The organism is Georgenia subflava, from assembly GCF_009193155.1.
Taxonomy (GTDB): Bacteria; Actinomycetota; Actinomycetes; order Actinomycetales; family Actinomycetaceae; genus Georgenia; species Georgenia subflava.
Map to the genome: position 1 here is coordinate 33,064 of NZ_VUKD01000003.1, position 24,328 is coordinate 57,391.

Genomic DNA, 24,328 nt, shown 5'->3' on the forward strand with positions numbered 1-24,328 from the left:
AGGCTACGCTTCAGGGCCGCCCGCGGCGGCGCCGGTTCGGCGCTGCCGGCATCGACTGTGGGCGGTGCCACGGCCGCCGCATGGGCGCTCGTCGCCCGCGGCTGCACGCGTCGGCTACGGTTTCCACGCAACGCAGGCGGATGAGACGGAGACGATCGTGACCGAGCAGGGTGGGCGCAGCGTGCTGGTGACCGGGGCCAACCGGGGCATCGGACGAGCCATCGCCGAGCGCTTCGTCGCCGCGGGCGACAAGGTCGCCACCATCTACCGCTCCGGGGAGCTGCCCGACGGCGTCCTCGGGGTCGTCGGCGACGTGCGCGACACCGCCTCGGTCGACGCCGCCTTCACCGCCGTCGAGGAGCAGCACGGCCCCGTCGAGGTGGTCGTCGCCAACGCCGGCGTCACCCGCGACCAGCTCCTGATGCGGATGAGCGACGAGGACTTCGAGACCGTCGTCGACACGAACCTCGCAGGTGCCTTCCGCGTGGCCCGCCGCGCCAGCAAGGCCATGATCCGTGCGCGCCGCGGGCGCATCGTTCTCATCTCCTCGGTCGTGGCCCTCTACGGCGGGCCCGGCCAGGTCAACTACTCGGCGTCGAAGTCCGGGCTCGTCGGTATCGCGCGCTCCATCACCCGCGAGCTGGGCGGGCGCGGCATCACCGCCAACGTCGTCGCCCCGGGGTTCATCGACACCGCCATGACCCAGGCGCTGCCCGAGAAGCAGCAGCAGGCCTACCTCGGCGCGATCCCCGCCGGCCGCTTCGGCTCCGTGGACGACGTCGCGGCTGCCGTCCAGTTCCTCGCGAGCGAGGACGCCGCCTACATCTCCGGAGCCGTCGTCCCCGTGGACGGCGGGCTCGGGATGGGCCACTGACCACCTGACCCGACGGCGCCCCCACGGGCGCCGCACGCTCACGCAGGGCGCACCGCGCCGCGAGAAGAAGGAGAACCGATGGGACTGCTCGAGGGCAAGACGATCCTGGTGACCGGGGTCCTCAAGGACAACTCGATCGCCTTCCACGTGGCCCGGCTGGCCCAGGAGCAGGGCGCCACCGTGATCCTGACCTCCTTCGGCCGCCAGTTCCGGCTCACCGAGGTCACCGCCCGGCGCCTGCCCTCGCCCGCGCCGGTGGTCCAGCTCGACGTCCAGAGCCAGGAGGACCTCGACGGCCTGGCCGACGCCGTCCGTGAGCACGCCGACCACCTCGACGCCGTCGTGCACTCCATCGGCTTCGCACCGAAGGAGGTCATGGGCGGGAACTTCCTCGCCGGCACGTGGGAGGACGTGGCCACCGCCGTGCACGTCTCCGCGTTCTCCCTCAAGGCCCTGGCCGTCGCCGCCAAGCCGCTCATGGCGCCCGGCTCCGCCGTCGTGGGCCTGACGTTCGACGCCTCCTTCGCGTGGCCCGTTTACGACTGGATGGGCGTGGCCAAGGCCGCCTTCGAGTCGACCTCGCGCTACCTCGCCCGCGACCTCGGGCCGCAGGGCATCCGGGTCAACCTCGTCTCCGCCGGCCCGGTGCGCACCACCGCGGCGACCTCCATCCCGGGCTTCGACCAGGTCGAGGGCGGCTGGGACGAGCGCGCGCCGCTCGGCTGGGACGTCTCCGACGCCGAGCCCACGGCCCGCACCGTGGTGGCACTGTGCTCGGACTGGTTCCCCAAGACCACCGCGGAGATCGTCCACGTCGACGGCGGCGTCCACGCGATGGGGATCTGATGGCGCGCACCCTCGTCCTCGTGCGGCACGCCAAGGCCGAGCCCGAGGGCGACCTCGGCGACGCCATGCGGCCCCTCGCCGCCAAGGGCCGCACGCAGGCCGGCGCGCTCGGCGAGCGGATCGACGCCGTCACCGGGGCGGTCGACGTTGCGCTGGTCTCCGGCGCCCTGCGCACCACCGAGACCTTCAAGCTGCTGACCCAGGGCCTGACCGTGCGCGAGCACGAGATCCGCGAGGAGCTCTACCAGGCCGGGCCGCGGCAGGTGCTCGCCATGCTGCAGGAGATCGACCCCCGGACGTCGACCGTGCTGGTCGTCGGGCACGAGCCCACCATGTCGGGTCTCGCCTCCCTGCTGCACGACACCCGCGACGACCTCGCCCAGCAGGTCAGCCTGGGCGTCCCGACGGCCTCGGCGTGCGTGCTCGACCTGAGCACACCCTGGGCCGAGCTCGACCGGTCGACCGCGCACCTGACCCGGCTGGTCCGGGTCGCGGACTGACGGCGTAGCAGGACCGACGGGGGGCGCGGTGACCCGTCAGCGGCCGAGCAGCCCCAGCACGGCGTCCAGCCGGGGGAAGCCAACCGCTGCGTCGGCCTGCTCCTGCACCACCGGCTTGGCGCAGAACGCCACCCCGAGCCCGGCTGCGCGGATCATGTCCAGGTCGTTCGCGCCGTCGCCGACGGCGACCACCCGCTCGAGCGGGACGCCGTCGGCCGCGGCCCACGCGCGCAGGTGCGCCTCCTTGGCCGCCCGGTCCACGACGGGGCCGGTCGTGCGGCCGGTGAGGCGGCCGTCCGCCGTCTCGAGGGTGTTCGCGACCACGTGGTCGATGCCGAGCGACGCGGCGAGCGGGGTGACGATCTCGGCGAAGCCGCCGGAGACGACGCCCACCTTCCCCCCGCCCGCGTGCACGGCGTCGACGAGCTCGCGCGCGCCGGCGCTGAGCTCGACGGCAGCGCGCACGGCCTCGACGACGGCGACGTCCAGACCCGCGAGGGTCGCGACCCGCTCGCGCAGGCTGGCGGCGAAGTCTAGCTCGCCGCGCATCGCCCGCTCGGTCACCGCCGCCACCTCCGCGCGGGTGCCGGCGTGCTCGGCGAGCAGCTCGATGACCTCCGCGGTGATGAGGGTCGAGTCCACGTCCATGACGAGCAGGCCGACGCCGTCCGACGCCAGGGCGCCGGTCGTGACCGCCGCGTCGACGCCCAGCGCCGTGGCCGGACCGCGCAGCTCGGCGGCGAGCCCGTCGGCCGCCGCCGCCGGTCGCAGCGTGCCCCGCAGCGCATGGGCGAACACCCCGGGCCGGGTGGTCTCGCGCTCGGTCACGTCGTCGGCGACCAGGCCGAGCAGGGCGCGGGCGTGCTGCAGCAGGCTCTGGGGGATCGGGCGGGGGGCGACCAGGCCGACGGAGACCGCGGGGTTCTCGCTCACGATGGGCAGCCTACGGGCGGGGGCCACGCCGTCGTCCGAGCGTCCGCGTGACGGCGTCGCGCCCCGGTCTCCGACCGTGCGTGACGGCGTCGGCCCCCGGTCTTCGAGCGTGCGTGACGGCGTCGGCCCCAGGTCTCCGGGCAGCGGGTGATAGCTCCAGGTTCCGCTTGGCGGGTGGTGCTCCGAGGGCTGCGCTCAGCGGTCGACGACGCCGCCCTTGGGCACCACGGTGATGCCCGAGTCGGTGACGGTGAAGCCGCGGGCGCGGTCGTGCTCGGCGTCGATCCCGATCTGCGCGCCCTCGCGCACGTGGACGTTCTTGTCCAGGATCGCCCGGTTGACGGTGGCGTTGCGGCCCACCTGGACGCCGTCGAAGAGGACGGAGTCGCGCACCGAGGACCAGGAGTTCACCCGGGTGCCGGGGGAGAGCACGGAGCCGACCACCTCGCCGCCGGAGATGATCACCCCGGGGGAGATCAGCGAGTCCAGCGCGTGGCCGAGGCGCTCGCGGTTGCCGTACACGAACTTCGCCGGCGGCAGGCCGGTGTAGCCGGTGAACAGCGGCCACTCGTCGTTGTAGAGGTTGAAGACGGGGTAGACGGAGATCAGGTCCTGGTTGGCGTCGTAGTAGGCGTCCACCGTCCCGACGTCGCGCCAGTAGTTCCTGTCGCGGTCGGTCGAGCCGGGCACGTCGTTGAAGGTGAAGTCGTACAGGCCGGCTGCGCCGTCGGCCACGAACGCCGGGACGATCGAGCCACCCATGTCGTGCTTGGAGCTCGCGTCCTTGGCGTCGGAGCTGACCGCCTCGATCAGCGCGTCGGCGTCCATCACGTAGTTCCCCATCGAGGCGAGGACCTCGTCCGGGGAGTCGACGAGCCCGACGGCGTCCGTGGGCTTCTCGAGGAACTCGGCGATCTTGTGGGGGTTGTCCTTGTCCGCCTGGATCACCCCGAACTGGTCCGCCATCGACAGGGGCTGACGGATCCCGGCCACCGTGAGCGGGAAGCCCGAGTCGATGTGCTGCTCCACCATCTGGGAGAAGTCCATGCGGTAGATGTTGTCCGCGCCGACCACGACGACGATGTCCGGCCGCTCGTCGTCGAGCAGGTTCAGCGACTGGTAGATCGCGTCGGCGCTCCCCAGGAACCAGTTCTTGCCCACCCGCTGCTGCGCGGGCACGGGGGCGACGTAGTTGCCCAGGAGGTTCGACATCCGCCACGTCTTGGCGATGTGCTTGTCCAGGCTGTGCGACTTGTACTGCGTCAGCACGACGATCCGCAGGAAGTTGGAGTTCACCAGGTTGGACAGGGCGAAGTCGATGAGCCGGTAGATCCCGCCGAACGGCACGGCCGGCTTGGCCCGGTCCGTCGTCAGGGGCATCAGCCGCTTGCCCTCGCCACCGGCCAGGACGATTGCCAGAACTCGTGGAGCTGCCATGCCCCGACCTTAGGGCCGAAGCGTCGCGAGAGGCTCGCGATGGCAACATCTTGCACGGTGTTGCTCCGGCCCCGGTCCGGACGGGCATGCTGGACCCGGTGGTCGCGCCGACGCGACCGACAACGTGCGGCACCGCCGCCGACCGGCCACAGGGAGCAGATGATCATGAGGGTCGACCTCCTCACTCGCGAGTACCCGCCCCACGTCTACGGCGGCGCCGGCGTGCACGTCACCGAGCTGGCCCGCGTGCTCCGCAAGAGCGTGGACGTGCGGGTGCACGCCTTCGACGGGCCGCGCCTGACCGGCGACACCACCGGCGACGTCGAGGTTCCCGTGACCGGGTACGACTACCTGGCCGGCCTCGAGGGCGCCAACGCCGCGCTGCGCACGTTCGGCGTGGACCTCGCCATGGCGGCCAACCTCGCCGGCACGGACCTGGTGCACTCACACACCTGGTACGCCAACCTGGCCGGCACCGTCGGCGGGCTGCTGCACGACGTGCCGCACGTGCTCTCCGCGCACAGCCTCGAGCCGCTGCGGCCGTGGAAGGCCGAGCAGCTCGGCGGCGGGTACGCGCTGTCGAGCTGGGCCGAGCGCACCGCCTACGAGGGCGCCGCCGCCGTGATCGCCGTCTCCGGCGGCATGCGCGAGGACATTCTGCGGTCCTACCCGCACATCGACGCCGACAAGGTGCGCGTCGTCCACAACGGCATCGACCTCGACGGCTGGCGGCGGCCCGGCACCCCGGGCGAGGAGGAGGCAGCGGCGGCCACGCTCGCCCGCCTCGGCATCGACGCCACCCGCCCCACGGTCGTCTTCGTCGGCCGCATCACCCGCCAGAAGGGCCTGCCCCACCTGCTGCGCGCCGTCGAGCAGCTGCCGGCGGAGGTCCAGCTCGTGCTGTGCGCGGGCGCCCCGGACACCCCGGAGATCGCCGCCGAGGTCACCTCGCTGGTGGAGAACCTCCAGGACCGGCGCGACGGCGTGATCTGGATCGAGGAGATGCTTCCCCGTCCCGAGCTCGTCGCGGTCCTGGCCGCCGGCACGGTCTTCGTGTGCCCCTCTGTCTACGAGCCGCTCGGCATCGTCAACCTCGAGGCCATGGCCGTCGGCCTTCCCGTGGTGGGATCCGCCACCGGGGGCATCCCCGAGGTCATCGACGACGGCGTCACCGGCACCCTGGTCCCGATCGACCAGGTCGCCGACGGAACCGGCGCGCCGGTGGACCCCGAGACGTTCGAGCGCGATCTCGCCGACGCGCTCACCGCCGTGGTCACCGACCCCGAGCGGGCCGCGCGCATGGGGGTCGCCGCCAGGCAGCGGGTGGAGGACCACTTCTCGTGGGACGCCATCGCCGAGCGCACGCTCGAGGTCTACCGCTCGGTGCTGCGCGGCTGAGCCGGGGTACCCGCCGGCGCGACGACGTCCCGGCCGCGGCTCCGGCGATCGGTGAGGAAACGATGCATCTGCTGCACCGATTCCTCACCGATCCGGCTCGGGCGGACCTGGCGCGTCGGTGGGAGGGGCATGCGGCGGTCCGGAGCGGGGCGTCAGCGGCGGGAGGTGACCACGCGCCGCCTCACAGCGGGCTGCGGGTCGCGCTCGCGGCCGCCAGCGCGTGCCGGGCCGAGCGCTCCACGTTCGCCAGGGCAGCCGCCCGCGCACCCGCCTGCCCGGCGGTGACCGCCGCGCCGTCGTCCGACGTCGCCAGGTCGACGATGGCCAGCAGGCGTGCCGCCCGCTCGAGCACGTCCAGACGGCGCGGCTCCAGCCCCGGCGGCAGGAGCCGGTCGGGCACCGTCGCCAGCGACAGGTCGAGCAGGTCCTCGGCCAGGTCGGGCCGGTCCCGGGCCACGTCGAGCGCCTCGAGCGCCTCGACCGCCTCGGAGAGCGCCAGCTGGATCTCCCGCCGGGCGTGGGAGAGCGACTCCACCCCGGCGAGCAGCAGGCTCGGCGCCGGCAGGTGGTCGGTGACGTCGTGGTCCACGGTCCACGTGACGAGCTCGCCCTGCTCGAAGATGCTGCCGTAGCGCTCGCGGGCGGGGACGAGGACGCCGCACCGCTCGCCGCCCGGGTCGCCCGGCCGCCGCACCAGCACACCCTCGCCGGCGTCGAGGAGGTCCGCCGACCGCACCGCCGGGGCGCCCATCGGGTCGCCCGGACGGGGCAGGATCGCCGCCACCTCGCGGACCGGCGCGAGGTGCGGCAGGAGCTCGGCCAGCGTGCCCGCCCCGGAGGCCAGCGCACCCCGCTCGTGGACCAGGTGCGGCTCGCCGGTCCCGGTGACCGCGCGCGACGCCCGCACCGCGTCGCTCCCGTTGCGCACCGCCGGCAGCCAGAGCGCGAGGATCACCGAGAGGGGAAGGGTGAGGATCGCGGGCCCGGCCATAGGGGCAACGATACGGAGCGTCGCAACGGTCCGCGCCGGACGAGCCGGCCCTGACGGCTCCGCACCGTCCGTCCCCGGCGCGGGGACGCGGACCCCTACCCGGCACGGCCGGCGCGCGATCCGCACCGTCCGTCCCCGGCGCGGGGGCGCGGACCCCCACCGGACACGGCCGGGGCGCGATCCAGACGTCCGTGCACGGCACGGGACGCGCCCCCCGACACTGCCCGGGCGCGATCCGGACGTCCGTCCCCGGCGCGCGGGCGCGGACCGTGCCTCGGGGTGTTCTAGGGTCGTCGCATGGGTGATGTGCTCGAGCTGGCAGAGGTCTCCGTGCGCCGGGGGACCAGGACGATCCTGGACGACGTGAGCTGGTCCGTGAACGAGGGAGAGCGCTGGGTGGTGCTCGGGCCCAACGGAGCCGGCAAGACCACCGTCATCCAGCTCGTCGCCGGGCGGCTGCACCCCACCTCGGGCAAGGTCACCATCATCGGCGAGGAGGTCGGCAGGACCGACCTCAGCGAGCTGCGGCCGCTGGTCGGGCTGGCCTCGGCGGCGCTGGACCAGCGACTGCCGGCGGGGGAGCGAGCCATCGACGTCGTCGTCACCGCCTCGTACGGGATCACCGGCCGGTGGCGCGAGCAGTACGAGGAGCTCGACCTCGACCGTGCCCAGGTGCTGCTGGACGTCTTCGGGGTCGGTGACCTGGCCGAGCGCACCTACGGCACCCTCAGCTCGGGCGAGCGCAAGCGCGTCCAGATCGCCCGCGCCCTCATGCCCGACCCGGAGGTCCTGCTGCTCGACGAGCCGGCGGCCGGCCTGGATCTCGGCGGCCGTGAGGAGCTCATGGCGGCCCTGTCCGAGCTCGCCGGCGACGGCCGCTCCCCGGTGATGGTGCTCGTCACCCACCACGTGGAGGAGATCCCCGCCGGCTTCACCCATGCGCTGCTGCTGCGCGACGGCAGGGTCGAGGCCGCCGGACCGATCGAGGAGGTCCTCACCCCGCAGCACCTCTCCGCGGCGTTCGGGCTCGACCTGGAGGTCGAGCGCCACCGCGACCGCTACAGCGCCCGCGCCGCCGGCTCCGCCCGGAGCTGACCCGTCCGCCCACCGGGTCGCCGGGTCCTACGACCAGCGGGCACCGCATCCCCGGGCCTGCGACCTGCGGCGTCGCGGTGATCGGCGCGTGGTGATGCCCGTGACCGCAGCCGAACGCCGGTAGGATCGAGATCACATCCGGCAGCGTCGGCACCCCGCGGCAGCTGCCCGTCCGCCGGACGAAGGAGTGGAGGACCATGGCCTGGCTCTGGTGGCTCGGCGCGGCGCTGGTGCTCGGCGTCGTGGAGATGCTGACCGTCGACCTGATCTTCCTCATGTTCGCCGGCGGCGCGCTCGCGGCGGTGGTCGCGACCATGCTCGGGGCGCCGTTCTGGGCGCAGGTGCTCGTCTTCGCCGTCGTCTCGGTGGTGCTGCTCTTCGCCGTGCGTCCCTGGGCGAAGGACCTGCTGCTGCGCTCGACCCCCGACACGCTGACCAACATCGCCGCACACGTCGGGCGCGAGGCCACGGTGCTCCTGGACGTCACCGACCGGGCGGGCCGGGTCAAGCTCGCCGGCGAGGTCTGGACCGCCCGCGCCGCGCTGCCCGGCGCCGTCCTGGCGACCGGCACCACGGTGCGCGTGGTGCGCATCGAGGGCGCCATCGCCGTCGTCGAGTCCACCGCCGACAACACGCTGTACAGCTGACACCGAACCACGCACCCGCCCCCGAACAAGGAGCAACATGCCAGAGAGTGCCGGCGGCATCGTCCTGACCATCATCCTGATCCTGGTCGGCATCTTCGTGATCGTCGCGATCTCGCGCGCGGTCCGGATCGTGCCGCAGGCCGTGGCGCTCATCGTGGAGCGGCTGGGCAAGTACCAGACCACCATGTACGCGGGCCTGCACTTCCTCATCCCGTTCGTGGACAAGGTGCGCGCCGGCGTCGACCTGCGCGAGCAGGTCGTGTCCTTCCCGCCCCAGCCGGTCATCACCTCCGACAACCTCGTGGTCAGCATCGACACGGTCATCTACTTCCAGGTCACCGACCCCAAGTCGGCCACCTACGAGATCGCCAACTACATCACCGGTATCGAGCAGCTGACGGTGACCACGCTGCGCAACGTCATCGGCTCGATGGACCTCGAGCAGACCCTGACCAGCCGCGACCAGATCAACGGCCAGCTCCGCGGCGTCCTCGACGAGGCGACCGGGCGCTGGGGCATCCGCGTCAACCGCGTCGAGCTCAAGGCCATCGACCCGCCCGCCTCGGTGCAGGGCTCCATGGAGCAGCAGATGCGCGCCGAGCGTGACCGCCGCGCCGCGATCCTCACCGCCGAGGGTGTCAAGCAGTCGCAGATCCTCACCGCCGAGGGTGAGAAGCAGGCAGCGATCCTGCGCGCCGAGGGCCAGGCGCAGTCCGCGATCCTGCGGGCCCAGGGCGAGTCCCGCGCGATCCTGCAGGTCTTCGACGCCATCCACCGCGGCAAGCCGGACAGCAAGCTGCTCGCCTACCAGTACCTGCAGATGCTGCCGGAGATCGCCAACGGCTCCTCCTCCAAGATGTGGGTCATCCCGACCGAGCTCACCGCTGCGCTCAACGGCATCACGCGCGGCTTCGGCGGTGTCGGCGGTGGTGGCGGCGGCAAGGGCGGGCCCGGAGGCCCTGGCTCGGACATCGACGACGGCGAGCACCCCACCGTCGACTTCGGCGACTACGGCCAGGGCATGGCCAAGAACCTGCAGGAGACGACGCTGCAGGACCCGGACGAGGCGTTGGCCCAGGCCCGCGGCGAGGCGCAGCGCGCCACCTCCGAGGCATCGACGGCCGGCGAGGGGTCCGGCGTGCCCTTCTCCCGCTCCGCTGCCCGCGGTCAGGAGCCGGCCGAGTCGGCGCCCACCCGCGCCCAGCGGCGCGCCGCCTCGGAGTCCCGTATCGACGAGGCGCTGGAGGAGGGCGGCGAGCGGGCCCGGCGGGAGGCGCAGCGCAAGGCCGAGGAGCTGAGCGAGCGCACCAAGTCCGGACCCGGCGCCGAGGGCGGCTACGGCTACGAGCCCGGTCAGGGCGAGGACACCTCCCGCTTCGCCCCGCCGCGCCAGGACGACGGCGGCGAGGAGCAGGGCCCGCGCCAGCAGTAGCGGCGGCCACGACGCCGAGTCGACCGATGTCGACAACGGGGATGATCACCTTCTCCTGCGGCAGGTGATCATCCCCGATCCAGGCGGCAGGGTCCCGGTGGCTGCGCATCGTGGTCGTCGTCGCGCTGTCCGAAAATGTAGGTGACCGCTCCCGACGACGCGGCGTAGTGTTGACCGGCTGCCGCACCCGGCGGTCGGCACCCGAGAAGTAGGTCTGATGCTCATCCGTGTCCTGCGGCGCTTTCTGCGTCCCTACCGGCGCGACGTCGTCATCGTCGTCGTCCTGCAGCTGGTGCAGACCCTCGCCGCACTGTCGCTGCCGACCTTGAACGCCGACATCATCGACAACGGCGTGGTGCTCGGCGACACGGGGTACATCCTGCGCATCGGCGGCGTGATGCTCGGCGTCACCGCGGTGCAGGTGGCATGCGCGATCGCGGCCACCTACCTCGGCGCCCGGGTGGCGATGGCCGTCGGCCGTGACCTGCGCGCCGCCGTCTTCGACCGGGTGCAGCGCTTCTCGGCCGCCGAGATGGGCCGCTTCGGTGCGCCGTCGCTGATCACCCGCAGCACCAACGACGTCCAGCAGGTCCAGATGGTCACGGTGCTGACCTTCACGATCATGGTGATGGCGCCGATCATGATGGTCGGCGGGGTGTTCATGGCGCTGCAGCAGGACGTGGCGCTCTCGGGCCTGCTGCTCGTCGTCGTGCCGGTGCTCGCCGTCGTGATGGGCCTGGTCGCCGCGAAGATGGGTCCGCTGTTCAAGCAGATGCAGCGCCGCATCGACCGCATCAACCTCGTGCTGCGCGAGCAGATCTCCGGCGTGCGCGTCGTGCGCTCGTTCAACCGCCAGCCCACCGAACGGACCAGGTTCGTCGAGGCGAACACCGAGCTGATGACCACCGCGCTCGGCGTCGGCAAGATCTTCGCGGTCGTCTTCCCGGCCGTGCAGCTGATCATCGGCGCGTCCTCGGTCGGCGTGATCTGGTTCGGCGGGATGCGCATCGACGCGGGGAGCATGGAGGTCGGGGCGCTCATCGCCTTCCTCAACTACCTCATGCAGATCCTCATGTCCGTGCTCATGGCGGTCATGATGTTCATGATGGTGCCGCGCGCCGAGGTCAGCTCCGAGCGCATCAAGGAGGTCCTCGACGTCGTCCCGCAGATCGTGGTCCCCGACTCGCCGGCCGCGCTGCCCCGAGCCGCCGACCAGGCCGCCCGGGGGCTGGTCGTCGAGCTCGACGGCGCCACGTTCGGCTACCCGGGTGCCGAGGAGCCGGTCCTGCGCGACGTGCACCTGCGGCTCGAGCCGGGCCGTACGACGGCGGTCATCGGCTCCACCGGTGCGGGCAAGACGTCCCTGATCAACCTGATCCCGCGCCTGGTCGACGTCACCGCAGGTGCGGTGCGCGTCGCCGGCGTCGACGTGCGCGACCTCGACCCGGGCGAGCTGCGCCAGCGCATCGCCCTGGTGCCGCAGACCGCCTACCTGTTCTCCGGCACCATCGCCTCCACCCTGCGCCACGGCCGCCCCGGCGCCACCGACGACGAGCTGTGGGACGCGCTCGACGTCGCCCAGGCACGCGACTTCGTCGAGGCGCTGCCCGAGGGGCTCGCCGCGTCCGTCGAGCAGGGCGGGCGGAACTTCTCCGGCGGGCAGCGCCAGCGTCTGGCGATCGCCCGCGCGCTCCTGCGGCGCGCCGACGTCTATCTCTTCGACGACTCCTTCTCCGCACTGGACTTCGCCACCGACGCCCGCCTGCGCGCCGCGCTGCCCACCGCCACCGCCGGGGCGGCGGTGCTGATCGTCGGCCAACGGGTGGCCTCCATCAAGGACGCCGACCAGATCGTCGTGCTCGACGACGGCCAGGTCGTCGGGATCGGCACCCACCACGAACTGATGGAGACGTCGGAGACCTACAACGAGATCGTCCTGTCCCAGCTGAGCGCGGCGGAGGCGGCATGAGCCCCCACGGCCCCGGTCCCGGCCTGCCCCCGGGCCAGAAGTCGATGAACTTCGGCCCCTCGCTGCGCCGGCTGCTCCAGCACCTGCGCGTCGAGCGGCCCTGGATGATCCTCGTCGTCGTCCTCGGTGCCGCCGCCGTCTCCCTCCAGGTCCTCGGCCCCAAGCTGCTCGGCGACGCCACGAACATCGTGTTCAACGGCGTCGTCGGCCGGATGCTGCCCGAGGGGATCACCCAGGACCAGGCCGTGCAGGGCCTGCGCGCCGCCGGGGAGGACCAGGTCGCGGACATGGTCTCCGGCATGGACGTCGTCCCCGGCCAGGGCATCGACTTCGGTGCGCTCGGCACCACGCTGCTCACGGTGCTGGCCGTCTACCTCGTCTCCGCGCTCTTCCTGTGGGGGCAGGGCCTGATCCTGGCCTACGTGGTCCAGCGCACCGGCTACCGGCTGCGCCGCGACGTGCAGGCCAAGATCGACCGGCTCTCCCTGCGCCACCTCGACTCCCAGGCCCGCGGCGACACCCTCTCGCGGGTCACCAACGACATCGACAACGTCACCCAGTCGCTGCAGCAGACGCTCTCGCAGCTCATCACATCGACGCTGACCGTGCTCGGCGTGCTGGGCATGATGTTCTACCTGTCCTGGCAGCTGGCGCTGATCGCGCTGGTCACCGTGCCGCTCTCGGCGGTGATGACCATGGCCATCGCCAAGCGGGCCCAGCCGGAGTTCGTCGCCCAGTGGACGTCCACCGGCACCCTCGGCGGGCACGTGGAGGAGGCGTTCACCGGGCACGAGCTGGTCACGGCCTTCAACAGCCAGGACAGCTTCACCGAGACCTTCGACGCCGAGAACGACAAGCTCTACCGGGCGAGCTTCAAGGCCCAGTTCATCTCCGGGACGATCATGCCGGCGATGGCGTTCGTCTCGAACCTCAACTACGTGCTCGTCGCCGTCGTCGGCGGGCTGCGCGTCGCCTCCGGAGCCCTGACGCTCGGCGAGGTGCAGGCGTTCATCCAGTACTCGCGCCAGTTCAGCCAGCCGCTGGCCCAGATCGCCTCGATGGCCAACCTCGTCCAGTCCGGCGTCGCCTCTGCGGAACGGATCTTCGAGCTCATGGACGCCGAGGAGGAGATCCCCGACCCGGCGCCGGGCAACGCCCCGGCGCACCTGCGCGGCAAGGTGGAGTTCGATGACGTCAGCTTCCGCTACGAGGCCGACACCCCGCTGATCGAGCACCTGGACCTGGTGGTGGAGCCGGGGCAGACCGTCGCCGTCGTCGGCCCCACCGGAGCCGGCAAGACCACGCTGGTCAACCTCATCATGCGGTTCTACGAGATCGACGGCGGCCGGATCCTCCTCGACGGCGTCGACACGCGCGAGATGACCCGCGAGGAGCTGCGCGCCCGGATCGGCATGGTGCTGCAGGACACCTGGCTGTTCAAGGGGACCATCGCGGAGAACATCGCGTTCGGCCGCACCGACGCCGACGAGCAGGACGTGCTCGCCGCCGCTCGCGCCACCGGCGTCGACCGGTTCGTCCACTCGCTGCCCGAGGGGTACGAGACTGTCATCGACGACGAGGGCGGCGGCGTCTCCACCGGCGAGAAGCAGCTCATCACCATCGCCCGGGCGTTCCTGTCCGACCCGCAGATCCTCATCCTCGACGAGGCCACCTCCTCGGTGGACACCCGCACCGAGGTGCTGGTCCAGCAGGCCATGGGCGAGCTGCGCAAGGGACGCACCAGCTTCGTGATCGCCCACCGGCTGTCCACCATCCGTGACGCCGACCTGATCCTCGTCATGGAGTCCGGCCGGATCGTCGAGCAGGGCACCCACGCCGGGCTGCTCGAGGCCGGCGGTGCCTACGCACGGCTCTACGAGTCCCAGTTCGCCGCGCCGGTCGTGGAGGAGGCCTGATGCCGGTCGTCCGCATCACCGATCCCGAGGACGACCGGCTCACCGACTACACCAACCTCACCGACGTCGCGCTGCGCTCCAAGCACGAGCCCGCCAAGGGGCTGTACATCGCCGAGAGCTCCAACGTGATCCGCCGCGCCATCGAGGCCGGGCACCGGCCCCGCTCGTTCCTCATGGCGGAGAAGTGGCTGGACTCGATGCGCCCGGTGGTAGCGGCAGCGTGCGGGGGAGCGGACGACGGCGGAGCCGAGGTGCCAGTCTTCGTCGCCGAGGAGCCGGTGCTGCGCGCCATCACCGGGTTCCACCTGCACCGTGGCGCCCTGGCTGCCATGCACAGGCCGCCGCTTGCCGGGGTGCGCGAGCTGCTCGCCTCCGCCCGCGGCGGCGCGGGGGCGCGACGGGTCGCGATCCTCGAGGACATCGTCGACCACACGAACGTCGGTGCCATGTTCCGCAGCGCCGCCGGGCTCGGGGTCGACGCCGTCCTGGTGACGCCGCGCTGCGCCGACCCGCTCTACCGGCGCAGCGTGCGCGTGTCCATGGGCACCGTCTTCCAGGTGCCGTGGACCCGGCTGACCACCTGGCCCGGGTCCGTCGAGAAGCTCCATGACGCCGGGTACACGGTCGCGGCGCTCGCCCTGAGCGACGATTCCGTGAGCCTGGACGAGTTCGCCGCCTCCGACGCCGTGCAGGCCGAGCACTCCCGGGTGGCGCTGGTTCTCGGCACCGAGGGTGACGGCCTGGCCCGCAGCACGGTGGAGGCCGCCGACGTCGTCGTACGCATCCCGATGGCGGGCGCGGTCGACTCGCTCAACGTCGCCGCAGCCTCCGCCGTCGCGTTCTGGGCCACGCGGGTCTGACGCCGCCGGCTCTGCGGCGGCGCCCCCGCGTGCCGGACCTGTCAGGTGCGGGCCGTCGCGTACTGGTCGGCGATTGGTGCCAGGCACCATGGGGTCGTCGTCCGGACGGCGAGGAGCCCCAGGCCGAGCGCGAGCGCCGTGGCAGTCATGGTCAGGCCGGTCCAGGTGTCCAGACTCGCCGTCACCCACCACGCCACCCCGCACGCAGCCGCCACCGGGAAGATCTGAACCACGAGACCCGTCGCCCGCCTGCTCAGGCGGAAGTGGCGCCCGACAAAGGCCAGCGTCGCGGTGATCACCTGAGTCACGCCGCCGAGAACCAGCCCGAACACGGCGCCGAGCATCACGCCGGTCAGGATGCCGGGCACCGCACCGGTCGGCGCGTAGATCAGAGCGCCGGTCGTGCCACCGATCACCGCACCGGCTGCCAGGCCCACTGCGAGGAGGCGGCCGAGCGTGCGGAACCCGCCCATCGGGTCGCCCGGCATAGTGCGGGCCGCCACTCGATCGCGCATCCGGCTACTCAAGCAGATCGGCGGCGCGGGCGATCTGGTTCGGTTCTCAGTGCAGTGCAGTGCAGTGCAGTGCCGTGCCGTGCCGTGGCGGTGGCGGTGCAGTAGGGACCCGCTCCGAATGTCAGCGTCGGACGTCCAGGACCATCGAGTCCGGCACGTGGAGGATGCCGAGGATCTGTCGGACGACAGGCGGTGCCCAGGAGCGGTCCGCGTCATGAATCAGGCGCGGCTCGACGAGCTCGACGGTGCGACCACGGATGATGACTGTGCAGCCACCCGCCGCCAGGACGTTACGCACCCAGTCTGTCTCGGTGCCGTAGGTCAGTGCGATCCGGTAACCGGCGCCCGAGCGGAAGATGTTGACCGGCGTGGTGTGCTCGGTACCCGTCCGGCGGCCGCGGTGCCGGACGAGGGCGAAGCCGGGCGCCCGCGGTGCGAGGACGCGCATCACGCGGTTGAGGGCGATCCGGTTGACGCGGGCGATGCCGCGGGGAAGTGGACTCATGGTCACCATCGACGCTACGCCGGTCGGCAAGGTGCGGGAGTCTCGTGATGGTGCCCGTTACCGGCTGGCCGGATGGGGACCGGCCGGGCGAACCGTCTTCTCCGAGGCGTCACTCACGGTCCAGGAGCGGCCCGCGTCATCGGCGTGGATGCTGCGCCATAGGCTGTTGGGCACGCTCGAGGACGAGAGGAGACCCATGGTCCACCCGCAGATGTTCGACGACGACGATCCCTACCTCGCCCGGCTGCGCACCATCGCGCTCGGATTCCCGGACGCCGAGGAGACTGTCGCACACGGCCGGCCCAACTTCAGGGTCAGCAAGGTCTTCTGCGTGTACGGCTCGAGCACCAAGGGTTCGGCCGCGGTCCGCACCGAGTACCCGCGCGGTTTGCTCGTGCTGCCCGAGGAGTCCGACCGGCTGGCCCTCGCTGAGGACCCGCGCACCTTCGCTCCCGCCTATCTCGCACCCTCGGGCTGGATCGGCCTGGATCTGGCGGCTTCCGGCGACGGCCCGGAAGAGGTCGACTGGCAGGAGGTCGCCGAGCTTCTGGACAGCTCCTACCGTCAGGTCGCTGGCGTACGACAGATCGCCCAGCTCGACGCTGACGGCGGGCCGGCCGCACGCGGGACATGAGTGGTGGCGGGGCTGCCTTCCGGCGAGGATGACGCCGCTCCCTTCTGGGCACCGCCTGGCCGTCGGTGACGGCTACGGCACTGGCGACGGTCATGGCTTCGGCACAGCGAGCTCTTCTCCTGGTCGGGCGCTGATGGCACGCTGGACCTATGTGCCGAAACATCCATACCCTGCACAACTTCGCCCCGCCAGCTACCGAGGACGAGGTCCACGCGGCCGCGCTGCAGTACGTGCGCAAGGTCGCCGGGATGACCAAGCCCTCGCAGGCCAACCAGGACGCATTCGACCTCGCGGTCGAGCGGGTCGCCAACGCCACCGAGGAGCTGCTTGCGGCGCTGGTGACCTCCGCACCGCCCAAGGACCGGGAGGTCGAGGCCGAGAAGGCCCGGGAGCGCGGCCGGAAGCGCTTCGCCGCCCAGGCCGTCTAACCGACCCGCGGGCGGGCGCACTCCAGCGACCACAGCCCGCCGAGCTCGTGGCGCACGTGGTTGCGGGCGTGGGCGACGGCCGCACGGAGATCGTGGAAGTAGTGGTCCTTGGTGCCCAGCGACTGCAGCACGCCCACCGAGGACGCCATCCGCAGCTGGTCGGCGTCGAGGCCCTTAAGCAGGACCGTGATGCCGCGCCGCTGCAGGTCCCTGACGATCTCCTGCAGCGCGTTCGCGCCCGAGGTGTCCATCACCCGCACCTCGGTCAGCACCAGGACGATCACGTGGACGTCCCGCACCGTGGCGATCTCGTCGAGGAACTGCTTCGTGGCGCCGAAGAACAACGCGCCGTGGAAGCGGTAGACGGCGATGTGCTCGTCGAGCAGCGCGTCCTCCTCGGCGGCGTCGAGCTCCAGGGGCGCGCGTCGCAGTCCGGAGACCCGGGACATCGCCCGCAGCGAGAGGAAGGCCGCCACGGCCACGCCCACCTGCACGGCCACGATCAGGTCGAACACGATCGTCACGCCGACGGTGACGAGGTACACGGCGGCGTCGGAGCGGGTGGCGCGCAGGATCGAGCGGGCGGTGCCCAGGTCGATCATCCGCAGGGCCGTCACGATGAGCACGCCCGCCAGAGCGGACATCGGGATGAGCGCCACGACCGGCGTCGCGACCAGCACCACTAGCACCAGCACGAGCGCGTGGCTGGCGGCGGCCGCCCGGGTGCGGGCACCGGCGCGCACGTTGACGGCTGTGCGCGCCAGCGCCCCGGTCGCGGGCATCCCCCCGAACAGGCCGCTCGCCGCGTTCGCCAGGCCCTGCCCGACGAGCTCACGGTTGGCGTGGGTGTGGCCGACGCCCTCGACCATCCCGTCGGCGATCCGGGCCGAGATGAGGCTCTCCAGCGCCGCAAGCACCGCGATCGCCATCGCCGAGGGGAACATCGTGGCGAGCGCGGACGCGTCGAAGGCGGGCACCGACGGCGAGGGCAGCGCCGCAGGCAGGGCGCCGATCCGGGCGATGTCGAGGTCGACGAGCTCGACGACCACCGTGGCCGCCGCGACGGCGATCAGCGACGCCGGCAGCGAGCGACGGATCCGCGTGAGCACCAGCATGAGCGCGATGACGCCAACGGTGACCACCAGCGGCGTCAGCGCCCGGTCCCAGTAGGTGACACGAAGGGTGTCCAGGGCGACGACGGCGGCGTTCTCGCCGTCGGGCTTGGCGGTGTCCAGGGCGAGCGGTACCTGCTGGAGGAAGATGATGACGCCGATCCCGAGCGTGAAGCCCTCGATGACCGGCCAGGGGATCACGGAGAGCAACCGGCCCATCCCGGTGAGCCCCATGAGGATGACGAGGACACCGGCCAGGATGGCCAGGGCGTAGACGGACTCGGCGCCGTAGCGCGCGACGACGGGCACCAGGACGACGGTCATCGCCCCGGTCGGGCCGGAGACCTGGAAGTGGGAGCCGCCGAAGACCGCCGCGACGAAGCCGGCGACGATCGCGGTGATCAGGCCGGCGGTGGCGCCGACGCCGGAGGCCACCCCGAAGCCGAGCGCCAGCGGCAGCGCGACGATCCCGACGGTGACGCCGGCGACCAGGTCCTTGCGCCACGAGCTCGGCAGCTCGGTGTAGTCGCTGCGCCGGGGGAGCGCGAGGTGTGCGGCCGAGCGCAGAGCGCCGCGCCAGGTGAACCGGGGCGTCAGAGCGGAGAAGGTGCTCATGCCTGCTCGGGGGTCTCGGCCAGATCGGCCAGCGCGTCGTTGGTCTCGCCGAGGCGGTGCAGCAGGAAGGAGCGGGCCGCGGAGAGCAGGTCGGCCACGCACGGGTCGGCGAGCGCGTAGGTGACGGTGTTGCCGGCGCGGACCTTGGTCACCACGCCGGCACGGCGCAGCACGGCCAGGTGCTGGGACAGGTGTGAGGCCTCGAGGCCGAGATCGGCGAGCAGCGCGCTCACCGGCTGCGCACCGGTGACGAGCAGCTCCAGCGTGCGCACCCGCACGGGGTGCCCGAGCGCCTTGAACAGCTCGGCCTTGATCTCGTAGATCGGAGTCTCGACGACGGCGCGTTCGGGCACGGTGGGCAGCTCTCCTCGGGGATGATGACTTGATAACTCTATCAAGTCATCATCCGGCTGTGGCTGTGGCTGTGGCTGTGGCTGTTTTGCCATGGACGGCCGGCCACTTGTTGACTGTCGCCGTGAAGTATCCGGCCAAGGCTGTCCCGGGCGACAAGGTCGCCGTGCTCTCCCCGTCGTTCGCCGCCCCCGGCTTCGCGCCGGAGGTGCACGAGCAGGCGATGGAACGGCTCGCGAGGCTCACCGGCCTGGTGCCCGTCGAGTACCCCACCACGCGCCAGCTCGGGGCTGCCCCGCGCGAGCGCGCCCGAGACCTCAACGCGGCCTTCGCCGACCCGCAGATCCGGGCCGTGCTCGCCACCATCGGCGGCGAGGACCAGATCACCGTCGTGCCGCACCTCGATCCCGAGCCCGTGCTCGCCGACCCCAAGCCGTTCCTCGGCTACAGCGACAACACCAACATCTTGAACTGGCTCTGGACCAACGGCGTCGCCGGATACTACGGCGGCTCGACCCAGGTGCAGCTGGGCCCCGGCCCCGCCGTCGACGACGTCCATGCGCGGTCGCTGCGCGCCGCCCTGCTCACCGGCGAACGCCTGGAGGTGACCGAGCCGGGGGAGTCCGAGGACCTCGGCAAGGACTGGAAGGACCCGGCGGCGCTGACCGACTACGGCGACCGCGAGCCGACGGAGCCGTGGACCTGGGCCGGTCCGGCGCGCACGGTGACCGGCCGGACCTGGGGCGGCTGCATCGAGGTCCTGCAGTGGCTGCTGACCGCTGGACGGTTCCCGACCGACCCGGCGGTCCTCGACGGCGGCGTGCTCCTGCTCGAGTCGTCGGAGGAGCTGATCCCGGCGCGGGAGTTCGGCCTGATCGTGCGCTCCCTGGGCGAGCGCGGTGTCCTCGAGACGGTCGACGCGGTCATGGTGGCCCGGCCACCGACCTCGAGCTTCGAGGTGCACCCCTCTTCCGCCGAGCGGGCGTCCAAGCGGGCTGAGCAGCGGGACGTGGCGATCGAGACGGTGCAGCGGTACAACCCCGACGCGGTCGTCGTCGTGGGCGTGCCGTTCGGCCACACCCGACCGCAGTGGATCCTGCCCCACGGGGGCCTCGTCACCGTGGACGGGACAGAGCAGCGCGTGTGGGCGGACTACTCCTGACGGGCTCTGTCACACCCCACCGGCATAGCCGTGCTGGCGCCAGGCCTCGTACACGGCGACGGCGGCCGAGTTGGACAGGTTCATCGAGCGGACTCCGGGGAGCATGGGGATCCGCACCAGCGCCTCGATCCGTGGGTCGGCGAGGACGTCGTCCGGCAGACCGGTCGGCTCCGGACCGAAGAGCAGGGCGTCGCCGGCGGCGTACTCGACGTCCGCGACGTAGCGGTCGCCCTTGCCGGTGAAGGCGTAGACGCGGCCGGGTGCGACGGCGTCCAGGGCGGCGTCGAGGTCGGGCTGGACGACGACGTTGGCGAGGTCGTGATAGTCGAGGCCCGCGCGGCGAAGGTTCGCGTCACTGAGGTCGAAGCCCAACGGCTCGACGAGGTGGAGCGTCGCCCCGACCCCCGCCGTCATCCGGATCGCGTTCCCGGTGTTCGGTGGGATCCGGGGCTCGTAGAAGACGACGTGGAACACGGGGACATCGTGCCAGTACCGGGACGCCGGACCGGAGGAGGCCGAGGGAGGACTCGCGGTCGACCGCCCGTCACTGTCCAGACGGCTGCGAGACGTCCTCCGGCGTCACCGTGCGGTCGCCCGCTGCCGGCGCGCGCGCGGCCTCCCGTTCGGACGGCAGCGCACGCCGAACCTGGAGGGGAAGCGCCCCGGCGTGCAGGGCAGCGCCCTGGCGCGCCTGCGGGGCAGCGCCCTGGCGCGAGTCTCGAGCGCTACAGCGCGCCGCCGGCCGCCGCCGGTGCGTCGGCGGACTCGCCGGAGTCCCCGATCTGCTCGCGGGCGACGTAGTTCTCCAGGTCGAAGAGGTTGTCGCCGGCACGCTCGGCCACCGTGAGCAGCGTGGTGGCGGAGGCGACCTCCTCCACCTGCTCCTTGAGGAACCACAGCATGAACTGCTCGCCCAAGGCGTCACCCTCCTCCCGGGCGGCCCGGAAGATCGCCTCGATCTGCGCCGTCACCTGCTTCTCCTGCTCCAGCGCCAGGGTCATCGGCTCGGTGACGGAGGTGAAGTCGTTGCGCACCGGTGAGCCGGCCGGGATCTCGATCGCCAGGTCCCGGTCGAGCATGTACTGCACCAGCATCATCGCGTGGTTGCGCTCCTCGACGGACTGGCGGTAGTAGTGCCGGGCGAGCTGGGGCAGGTCGCGCGCGTCGAACCACACCGCGATGGCGATGTACTGCTGGTGGGCGTCGAACTCGTGGCCCACCTGCTCGCGCAGCAGCTGCAGGAACGTCGACGGCGTCGTCTCGGTCATGCACCCACGCTACGCGCCGGCTGTGTCCTGGTCGATGGTCACGGCCAGTGCCAGGCCGGGCGGTCCAGCGGCCCCTCCTGGCCGACCACCACCGTCTCGCCCGCCTCCTTCGCCAGCTCGACGGCGACGACGCGGCCCGCGTCGTCCTCGCCAGCCGCCGTCGTCGCTCCACCCCCGCCGGTCACGCGCGTCGCACCGGTCGTGGGAGTCGCGCCGGTCGTGCCCGCGGTGCCCGCCGTCCTGGTCGTGCCGGCCGAGCCGGCCGTGTCCGCGGCCGCCGCGGCGACGGCCTCGGACAGCGCCGTCGAGTGGGTGACCATCACGACCTGGGTGCGCCGCGCGGCCCGCACCGTCATCCGGGCCAGCGCAGGCAGCACGCTCGGGTGCATGGACTGCTCCGGCTCGTTGAGCACGATCAGCTGGGGCGGGCGCGGCGTCAGCAGCGCCGCCGCGACCATGAGGAAGCGCAGCGTGCCGTCGGAGAGCTCGGCGGCGTGCAGCGGGCGGAGCAGCCCCGGCTGGTGGAGCAGCACCTCGAAGACGCCCTCGTGCGCGGAGATTCTCAGGCGCGACCCCGGGAAGGCGTCCTCGAGCGCGGCGGTCAGCTCGCGGTCGGCCCCCATGTCGGCGGCGCTGGCCAGGGCGGCCGCCAGGTCGGCGCCGTCGGCCGCGAGGGCGGAGGTCCGTGATCCGGGCCGCGGCTGCCGGGCCGGCGCCCCGGGGTCGGTGCGCAGGTGGTCGTACAGCCGCCAGGAGCGCAGCTCCTCGCGCAGGGTGACGAGCTCGGGGGAGCGGTTGGGGTCGGCGACCACGTCGAGCATGGACTCGTGCGGGCGTGCGGCGGTGGTGAGCGTCGCCCAGCCGTCGTCCGTGCGGGTGCGCACGTGCGGCCCGCGGCGCTCGGTCAGCACGCTCGCCGGCCGGGCGAGCGGGCCGGCCCAGACCGTCTCCGCCTTGATCTCCGGGTCCCGCGCGAACGGGCTGGGTGGCTCGGGGGCCACCTGCGGCAGGCCGAGGGTCAGCGCGTACCCGGTGTCGTCGCCGGTGACGCCGAGCTCGACCCGAACCGGGCGACGGCGCACCGTGCCCTCACCGCCGCCACCCTGCTCGGGCCCGGCCCACAGCGCCGAAGCCAGCCCGCCCTCGCGGGCCAGCGCGGCCGGCGCGCCCTCCCGTGCGGTGGCCGCGAGCAGGTGCAGAGCCCGGTAGAGGTTCGACTTGCCGGAGCCGTTGGGCCCGGTGACCACCGTCAGGGCACCCAGCGGCAGCACGACGTCGCGCAGGGAGCGGTAGCCGCGGACGGCGACGGCGGTGAGCACTCAGCCCACCGGCAGGCCGAGGCCCTCGACCACCTCGACACCCGGCAGGGACACCAGCACCTCGCCGGGCAGCAGCAGCTTCGAACCTCGGACACCTGAGCCGATGATCGCCTCCCCGACGCCGACCGCCGGGTCGACCAGCACTCGCCACCCGGCGGGCAGACCGACAGGCGTGATCGCGCCGTACTCCATGCCGGAGGCGGCCACCGCCTGCTCGGTCGGCCAGAACGACGCCTTGCGCACGTCCAGCAGCCGCCGCACCGTGGTGTTCACGTCCGCCCGGGTGGTGGCCCGGACCACGCAGGCGGCCACCCGCTCCTCGGCCGCCCGTCGCCCGGCGACGAGCACGCAGTTGGCCGAGGCCGACAGCGGCAGGTCGTAGGCGTCGGTCATCGCGGCGGTGTCCGCAAGCTCGGGGTCGATCTCGGTGACCAGCACCTGACTGGCCGCATCGGGATGGTGGGCGGCCAGCTCGGCCAGGGCAGTGCGCACCGGGCCGGCGAGCAGGTCGGCCCGCTCGAGCGCGGGCACCCACAGCAGCGTGCCGTAGGTGACGGCGCCGTCCTCGCCGAGGGCCGCTGTCGGCTCGGGGACGTGCTCGTCGCTCATGCCTGGAAGGTGACCGTCAGGGTCGCGCGGGCCAGGGTGTGGAAGACGGCCGTGAAGGCGACCTTGGTGGGGGAGTGGTCCTCCTCGAGCTCCAGGGTCTCGGTGTCCAGGGCGTGCACGGCGAAGACGTAGCGGTGCGGGCGGTCCCCGGCCGGCGGGGCGGCGCCCTCGTAGGCGTGCTCGCCGCCGTCCGTGCGCACGTGGAAGGCGGCACCGGGGAGCATCAGGTCCGACTCGCCGGCGCCCTGCTCGAGCTCGGTGATGTCCGCACCCAGGTCCAGCACCGTCCAGTGCCAGTAGCCCGACGGCGTGGGCGCGTCGGGGTCGAAGCAGCTCACCACGAACCCCTTTGTCCCCTCGGGGAACCCGGACCACGACAGCTGGGGCGAGACGTTGCCGCCGCTCAGGCTGTGGGAGCGCGGCAGCTGGGCGCCGTCGGTCAGGTCGGCGGACGTCAGCGTGAACGATGGGACGGCAGGGAGCTTCTCGTAGGGGTCCTGGGCGATCGGGCGGTCAAGGTCCACGTCGGTCCTCCTTCGGCTCGGTGCGGGGCCGCGCGGCCCCCTGCCGCCAACTTATGCCCTCGGCGCCGGGCATGCCCTCCCGCCCCGGGGTGTGTCCGTGGACGGCTGCGGGCGTCGTCGCGCTGGTGGCGACGCCGGAGGTCGGGGCGGACGGCCCGTGTGGGTGGTCGGGACCAGACTGCGAGGGTCCGGGCCTGGCGCGGGCTGCAGCGAGCGGCCCGCGCGGGTTGCGGGGCGGGCGTCCGCGGACAGGTGGTGCTCGCCGGTGCGCCGAGAGCGTCGGAGCCCGGTTGACAGCGGGGACGACCGCACGAACACTGAGGTAGAATCGAACAGTTGTTCGACAGGATTTGTCGAACGGTTTCATGGATCCGGACGGTCAGAGGAG

At 72.5% G+C, this 24,328-nt stretch carries 25 protein-coding genes; 13 read left to right on the plus strand and 12 right to left on the minus strand.

Annotated elements, in window-relative coordinates; translation table 11 throughout:
* The first annotated feature begins 157 nt into the window (after positions 1 to 157).
* The 3 genes from fabG (at position 158) to GD748_RS10280 (ending at position 2,220) form a co-directional block, all read left to right on the plus strand.
* Complete coding sequence (gene fabG, locus GD748_RS10270) at positions 158 to 874, plus strand: 3-oxoacyl-ACP reductase FabG (RefSeq protein ID WP_152195134.1); 717 nt, start codon at positions 158 to 160, stop codon at positions 872 to 874.
* A 78-nt stretch (positions 875 to 952) separates the two neighbouring features.
* Complete coding sequence (gene fabI / locus GD748_RS10275) at positions 953 to 1,720, plus strand: enoyl-ACP reductase FabI (RefSeq protein ID WP_152195135.1); 768 nt, start codon at positions 953 to 955, stop codon at positions 1,718 to 1,720.
* Complete coding sequence (locus tag GD748_RS10280) at positions 1,720 to 2,220, plus strand: SixA phosphatase family protein (protein ID WP_152195136.1); 501 nt, start codon at positions 1,720 to 1,722, stop codon at positions 2,218 to 2,220. The genes fabI and GD748_RS10280 overlap by 1 nt, the downstream gene beginning before the upstream one ends.
* Positions 2,221 to 2,256: 36 nt before the next feature.
* Here the strand turns inward: GD748_RS10280 and serB are convergent, their stop codons facing one another.
* Together serB and GD748_RS10290 are read right to left on the minus strand one after the other, a co-directional pair.
* Positions 2,257 to 3,153 carry a phosphoserine phosphatase SerB gene (gene serB, locus GD748_RS10285; protein WP_319593310.1) on the minus strand — a complete coding sequence of 299 codons (897 nt, stop codon included), beginning with the start codon at positions 3,151 to 3,153 and terminating at the stop codon, positions 2,257 to 2,259.
* 195 nt (positions 3,154 to 3,348) lie between these two features.
* Complete coding sequence (locus GD748_RS10290; RefSeq protein ID WP_152195137.1) at positions 3,349 to 4,590, minus strand: glucose-1-phosphate adenylyltransferase; 1,242 nt, start codon at positions 4,588 to 4,590, stop codon at positions 3,349 to 3,351.
* Between the two features lie 165 nt (positions 4,591 to 4,755).
* Here GD748_RS10290 and glgA point away from each other — a divergent pair, with 165 nt between their 5' ends.
* Positions 4,756 to 5,988: a glycogen synthase gene (gene glgA, locus GD748_RS10295; protein WP_152195138.1), complete on the plus strand. Its 1,233-nt coding sequence runs from the start codon at positions 4,756 to 4,758 to the stop codon at positions 5,986 to 5,988.
* Between the two features lie 181 nt (positions 5,989 to 6,169).
* Here glgA and GD748_RS10300 read toward each other — a convergent pair whose 3' ends face one another.
* Positions 6,170 to 6,979 carry a hypothetical protein gene (locus GD748_RS10300; RefSeq protein ID WP_152195139.1) on the minus strand — a complete coding sequence of 270 codons (810 nt, stop codon included), beginning with the start codon at positions 6,977 to 6,979 and terminating at the stop codon, positions 6,170 to 6,172.
* Between the two features lie 297 nt (positions 6,980 to 7,276).
* On the opposite strand from GD748_RS10300, the gene GD748_RS10305 reads away from it, so the two are divergent.
* The 6 genes from GD748_RS10305 (at position 7,277) to GD748_RS10330 (ending at position 14,898) form a co-directional block, all read left to right on the plus strand.
* The gene (locus GD748_RS10305; protein WP_152195140.1) at positions 7,277 to 8,074 is read left to right on the plus strand and encodes an ABC transporter ATP-binding protein; all 798 of its coding nucleotides are present in this window, start codon (positions 7,277 to 7,279) and stop codon (positions 8,072 to 8,074) included.
* A gap of 197 nt (positions 8,075 to 8,271) precedes the next feature.
* Positions 8,272 to 8,721: an NfeD family protein gene (locus GD748_RS10310; protein ID WP_152195141.1), complete on the plus strand. Its 450-nt coding sequence runs from the start codon at positions 8,272 to 8,274 to the stop codon at positions 8,719 to 8,721.
* A 37-nt stretch (positions 8,722 to 8,758) separates the two neighbouring features.
* Positions 8,759 to 10,153, plus strand: coding sequence for an SPFH domain-containing protein (locus GD748_RS10315; RefSeq protein ID WP_152195142.1), 1,395 nt, complete (start codon positions 8,759 to 8,761; stop codon positions 10,151 to 10,153).
* Between the two features lie 217 nt (positions 10,154 to 10,370).
* Positions 10,371 to 12,122 (plus strand): ABC transporter ATP-binding protein, encoded by a 1,752-nt coding sequence (locus GD748_RS10320; protein ID WP_152195143.1) that lies wholly within the window; start codon positions 10,371 to 10,373, stop codon positions 12,120 to 12,122.
* The gene (locus GD748_RS10325; RefSeq protein ID WP_152195144.1) at positions 12,119 to 14,038 is read left to right on the plus strand and encodes an ABC transporter ATP-binding protein; all 1,920 of its coding nucleotides are present in this window, start codon (positions 12,119 to 12,121) and stop codon (positions 14,036 to 14,038) included. Before GD748_RS10320 ends, GD748_RS10325 begins: the two co-directional genes overlap by 4 nt.
* Positions 14,038 to 14,898: a TrmH family RNA methyltransferase gene (locus tag GD748_RS10330; protein WP_152195145.1), complete on the plus strand. Its 861-nt coding sequence runs from the start codon at positions 14,038 to 14,040 to the stop codon at positions 14,896 to 14,898. Before GD748_RS10325 ends, GD748_RS10330 begins: the two co-directional genes overlap by 1 nt.
* Positions 14,899 to 14,939: 41 nt before the next feature.
* On the opposite strand, the gene GD748_RS10335 is transcribed toward GD748_RS10330, so the two are convergent.
* Together GD748_RS10335 and GD748_RS10340 are read right to left on the minus strand one after the other, a co-directional pair.
* Positions 14,940 to 15,413, minus strand: coding sequence for a hypothetical protein (locus tag GD748_RS10335; RefSeq protein ID WP_152195146.1), 474 nt, complete (start codon positions 15,411 to 15,413; stop codon positions 14,940 to 14,942).
* Between the two features lie 121 nt (positions 15,414 to 15,534).
* Entirely contained in the window at positions 15,535 to 15,918 is a 384-nt protein-coding gene (locus GD748_RS10340; RefSeq protein ID WP_226921150.1) for a nitroreductase family deazaflavin-dependent oxidoreductase, read from the minus strand.
* Positions 15,919 to 16,114: 196 nt separating this feature from the next.
* On the opposite strand from GD748_RS10340, the gene GD748_RS10345 reads away from it, so the two are divergent.
* Positions 16,115 to 16,552 (plus strand): MmcQ/YjbR family DNA-binding protein, encoded by a 438-nt coding sequence (locus GD748_RS10345; RefSeq protein WP_152195147.1) that lies wholly within the window; start codon positions 16,115 to 16,117, stop codon positions 16,550 to 16,552.
* Between the two features lie 149 nt (positions 16,553 to 16,701).
* Entirely contained in the window at positions 16,702 to 16,980 is a 279-nt protein-coding gene (locus tag GD748_RS10350) for a DUF2277 domain-containing protein (protein ID WP_152195148.1), read from the plus strand.
* Here the strand turns inward: GD748_RS10350 and GD748_RS10355 are convergent.
* On the minus strand, positions 16,977 to 18,707 hold the full coding sequence (locus GD748_RS10355) for a SulP family inorganic anion transporter (RefSeq protein WP_152195149.1): 1,731 nt from the start codon (positions 18,705 to 18,707) through the stop codon (positions 16,977 to 16,979). The two genes, GD748_RS10350 and GD748_RS10355, sit on opposite strands and share 4 nt — an antisense overlap.
* Positions 18,704 to 19,060 (minus strand): ArsR/SmtB family transcription factor, encoded by a 357-nt coding sequence (locus tag GD748_RS10360; RefSeq protein WP_226921153.1) that lies wholly within the window; start codon positions 19,058 to 19,060, stop codon positions 18,704 to 18,706. Before GD748_RS10360 ends, GD748_RS10355 begins: the two co-directional genes overlap by 4 nt.
* A gap of 110 nt (positions 19,061 to 19,170) precedes the next feature.
* Here GD748_RS10360 and GD748_RS10365 point away from each other — a divergent pair, with 110 nt between their 5' ends.
* Positions 19,171 to 20,220, plus strand: a complete 1,050-nt coding sequence (locus tag GD748_RS10365; protein ID WP_152195151.1) for a S66 family peptidase — start codon at positions 19,171 to 19,173, stop codon at positions 20,218 to 20,220.
* Between the two features lie 9 nt (positions 20,221 to 20,229).
* On the opposite strand, the gene GD748_RS10370 is transcribed toward GD748_RS10365, so the two are convergent.
* The 5 genes from GD748_RS10370 to GD748_RS10390 form a co-directional block, all read right to left on the minus strand.
* Positions 20,230 to 20,694: a tRNA (cytidine(34)-2'-O)-methyltransferase gene (locus GD748_RS10370; protein ID WP_152195152.1), complete on the minus strand. Its 465-nt coding sequence runs from the start codon at positions 20,692 to 20,694 to the stop codon at positions 20,230 to 20,232.
* Positions 20,695 to 20,945: 251 nt separating this feature from the next.
* Positions 20,946 to 21,488, minus strand: a complete 543-nt coding sequence (locus GD748_RS10375) for a ferritin (protein ID WP_152195153.1) — start codon at positions 21,486 to 21,488, stop codon at positions 20,946 to 20,948.
* A 38-nt stretch (positions 21,489 to 21,526) separates the two neighbouring features.
* Positions 21,527 to 22,807, minus strand: a complete 1,281-nt coding sequence (locus GD748_RS10380; RefSeq protein WP_152195154.1) for an AAA family ATPase — start codon at positions 22,805 to 22,807, stop codon at positions 21,527 to 21,529.
* Positions 22,808 to 23,416, minus strand: coding sequence for a YbaK/EbsC family protein (locus tag GD748_RS10385; RefSeq protein WP_152195155.1), 609 nt, complete (start codon positions 23,414 to 23,416; stop codon positions 22,808 to 22,810). It lies immediately after the preceding gene.
* Positions 23,413 to 23,940, minus strand: coding sequence for a YbhB/YbcL family Raf kinase inhibitor-like protein (locus GD748_RS10390; protein ID WP_152195156.1), 528 nt, complete (start codon positions 23,938 to 23,940; stop codon positions 23,413 to 23,415). The genes GD748_RS10385 and GD748_RS10390 overlap by 4 nt, the downstream gene beginning before the upstream one ends.
* Positions 23,941 to 24,328 lie beyond the last annotated feature (388 nt).

Bases quoted from the DNA above. Each gene is read 5' to 3' on its own strand.
- fabI (WP_152195135.1), top strand. From the start codon at position 953: ATGGGACTGCTCGAGGGCAAGACGATCCTGGTGACCGGGGTCCTCAAG.
- GD748_RS10280 (WP_152195136.1), top strand. From the start codon at position 1,720: ATGGCGCGCACCCTCGTCCTCGTGCGGCACGCCAAGGCCGAGCCCGAG.
- GD748_RS10290 (WP_152195137.1), bottom strand. From the start codon at position 4,590: ATGGCAGCTCCACGAGTTCTGGCAATCGTCCTGGCCGGTGGCGAGGGC.
- glgA (WP_152195138.1), top strand. From the start codon at position 4,756: ATGAGGGTCGACCTCCTCACTCGCGAGTACCCGCCCCACGTCTACGGC.
- GD748_RS10300 (WP_152195139.1), bottom strand. From the start codon at position 6,979: ATGGCCGGGCCCGCGATCCTCACCCTTCCCCTCTCGGTGATCCTCGCG.
- GD748_RS10305 (WP_152195140.1), top strand. From the start codon at position 7,277: ATGGGTGATGTGCTCGAGCTGGCAGAGGTCTCCGTGCGCCGGGGGACC.
- GD748_RS10310 (WP_152195141.1), top strand. From the start codon at position 8,272: ATGGCCTGGCTCTGGTGGCTCGGCGCGGCGCTGGTGCTCGGCGTCGTG.
- GD748_RS10315 (WP_152195142.1), top strand. From the start codon at position 8,759: ATGCCAGAGAGTGCCGGCGGCATCGTCCTGACCATCATCCTGATCCTG.
- GD748_RS10320 (WP_152195143.1), top strand. From the start codon at position 10,371: ATGCTCATCCGTGTCCTGCGGCGCTTTCTGCGTCCCTACCGGCGCGAC.
- GD748_RS10325 (WP_152195144.1), top strand. From the start codon at position 12,119: ATGAGCCCCCACGGCCCCGGTCCCGGCCTGCCCCCGGGCCAGAAGTCG.
- GD748_RS10330 (WP_152195145.1), top strand. From the start codon at position 14,038: ATGCCGGTCGTCCGCATCACCGATCCCGAGGACGACCGGCTCACCGAC.
- GD748_RS10335 (WP_152195146.1), bottom strand. From the start codon at position 15,413: ATGCGCGATCGAGTGGCGGCCCGCACTATGCCGGGCGACCCGATGGGC.
- GD748_RS10340 (WP_226921150.1), bottom strand. From the start codon at position 15,918: ATGAGTCCACTTCCCCGCGGCATCGCCCGCGTCAACCGGATCGCCCTC.
- GD748_RS10345 (WP_152195147.1), top strand. From the start codon at position 16,115: ATGGTCCACCCGCAGATGTTCGACGACGACGATCCCTACCTCGCCCGG.
- GD748_RS10350 (WP_152195148.1), top strand. From the start codon at position 16,702: ATGTGCCGAAACATCCATACCCTGCACAACTTCGCCCCGCCAGCTACC.
- GD748_RS10355 (WP_152195149.1), bottom strand. From the start codon at position 18,707: ATGAGCACCTTCTCCGCTCTGACGCCCCGGTTCACCTGGCGCGGCGCT.
- GD748_RS10375 (WP_152195153.1), bottom strand. From the start codon at position 21,488: ATGACCGAGACGACGCCGTCGACGTTCCTGCAGCTGCTGCGCGAGCAG.
- GD748_RS10385 (WP_152195155.1), bottom strand. From the start codon at position 23,416: ATGAGCGACGAGCACGTCCCCGAGCCGACAGCGGCCCTCGGCGAGGAC.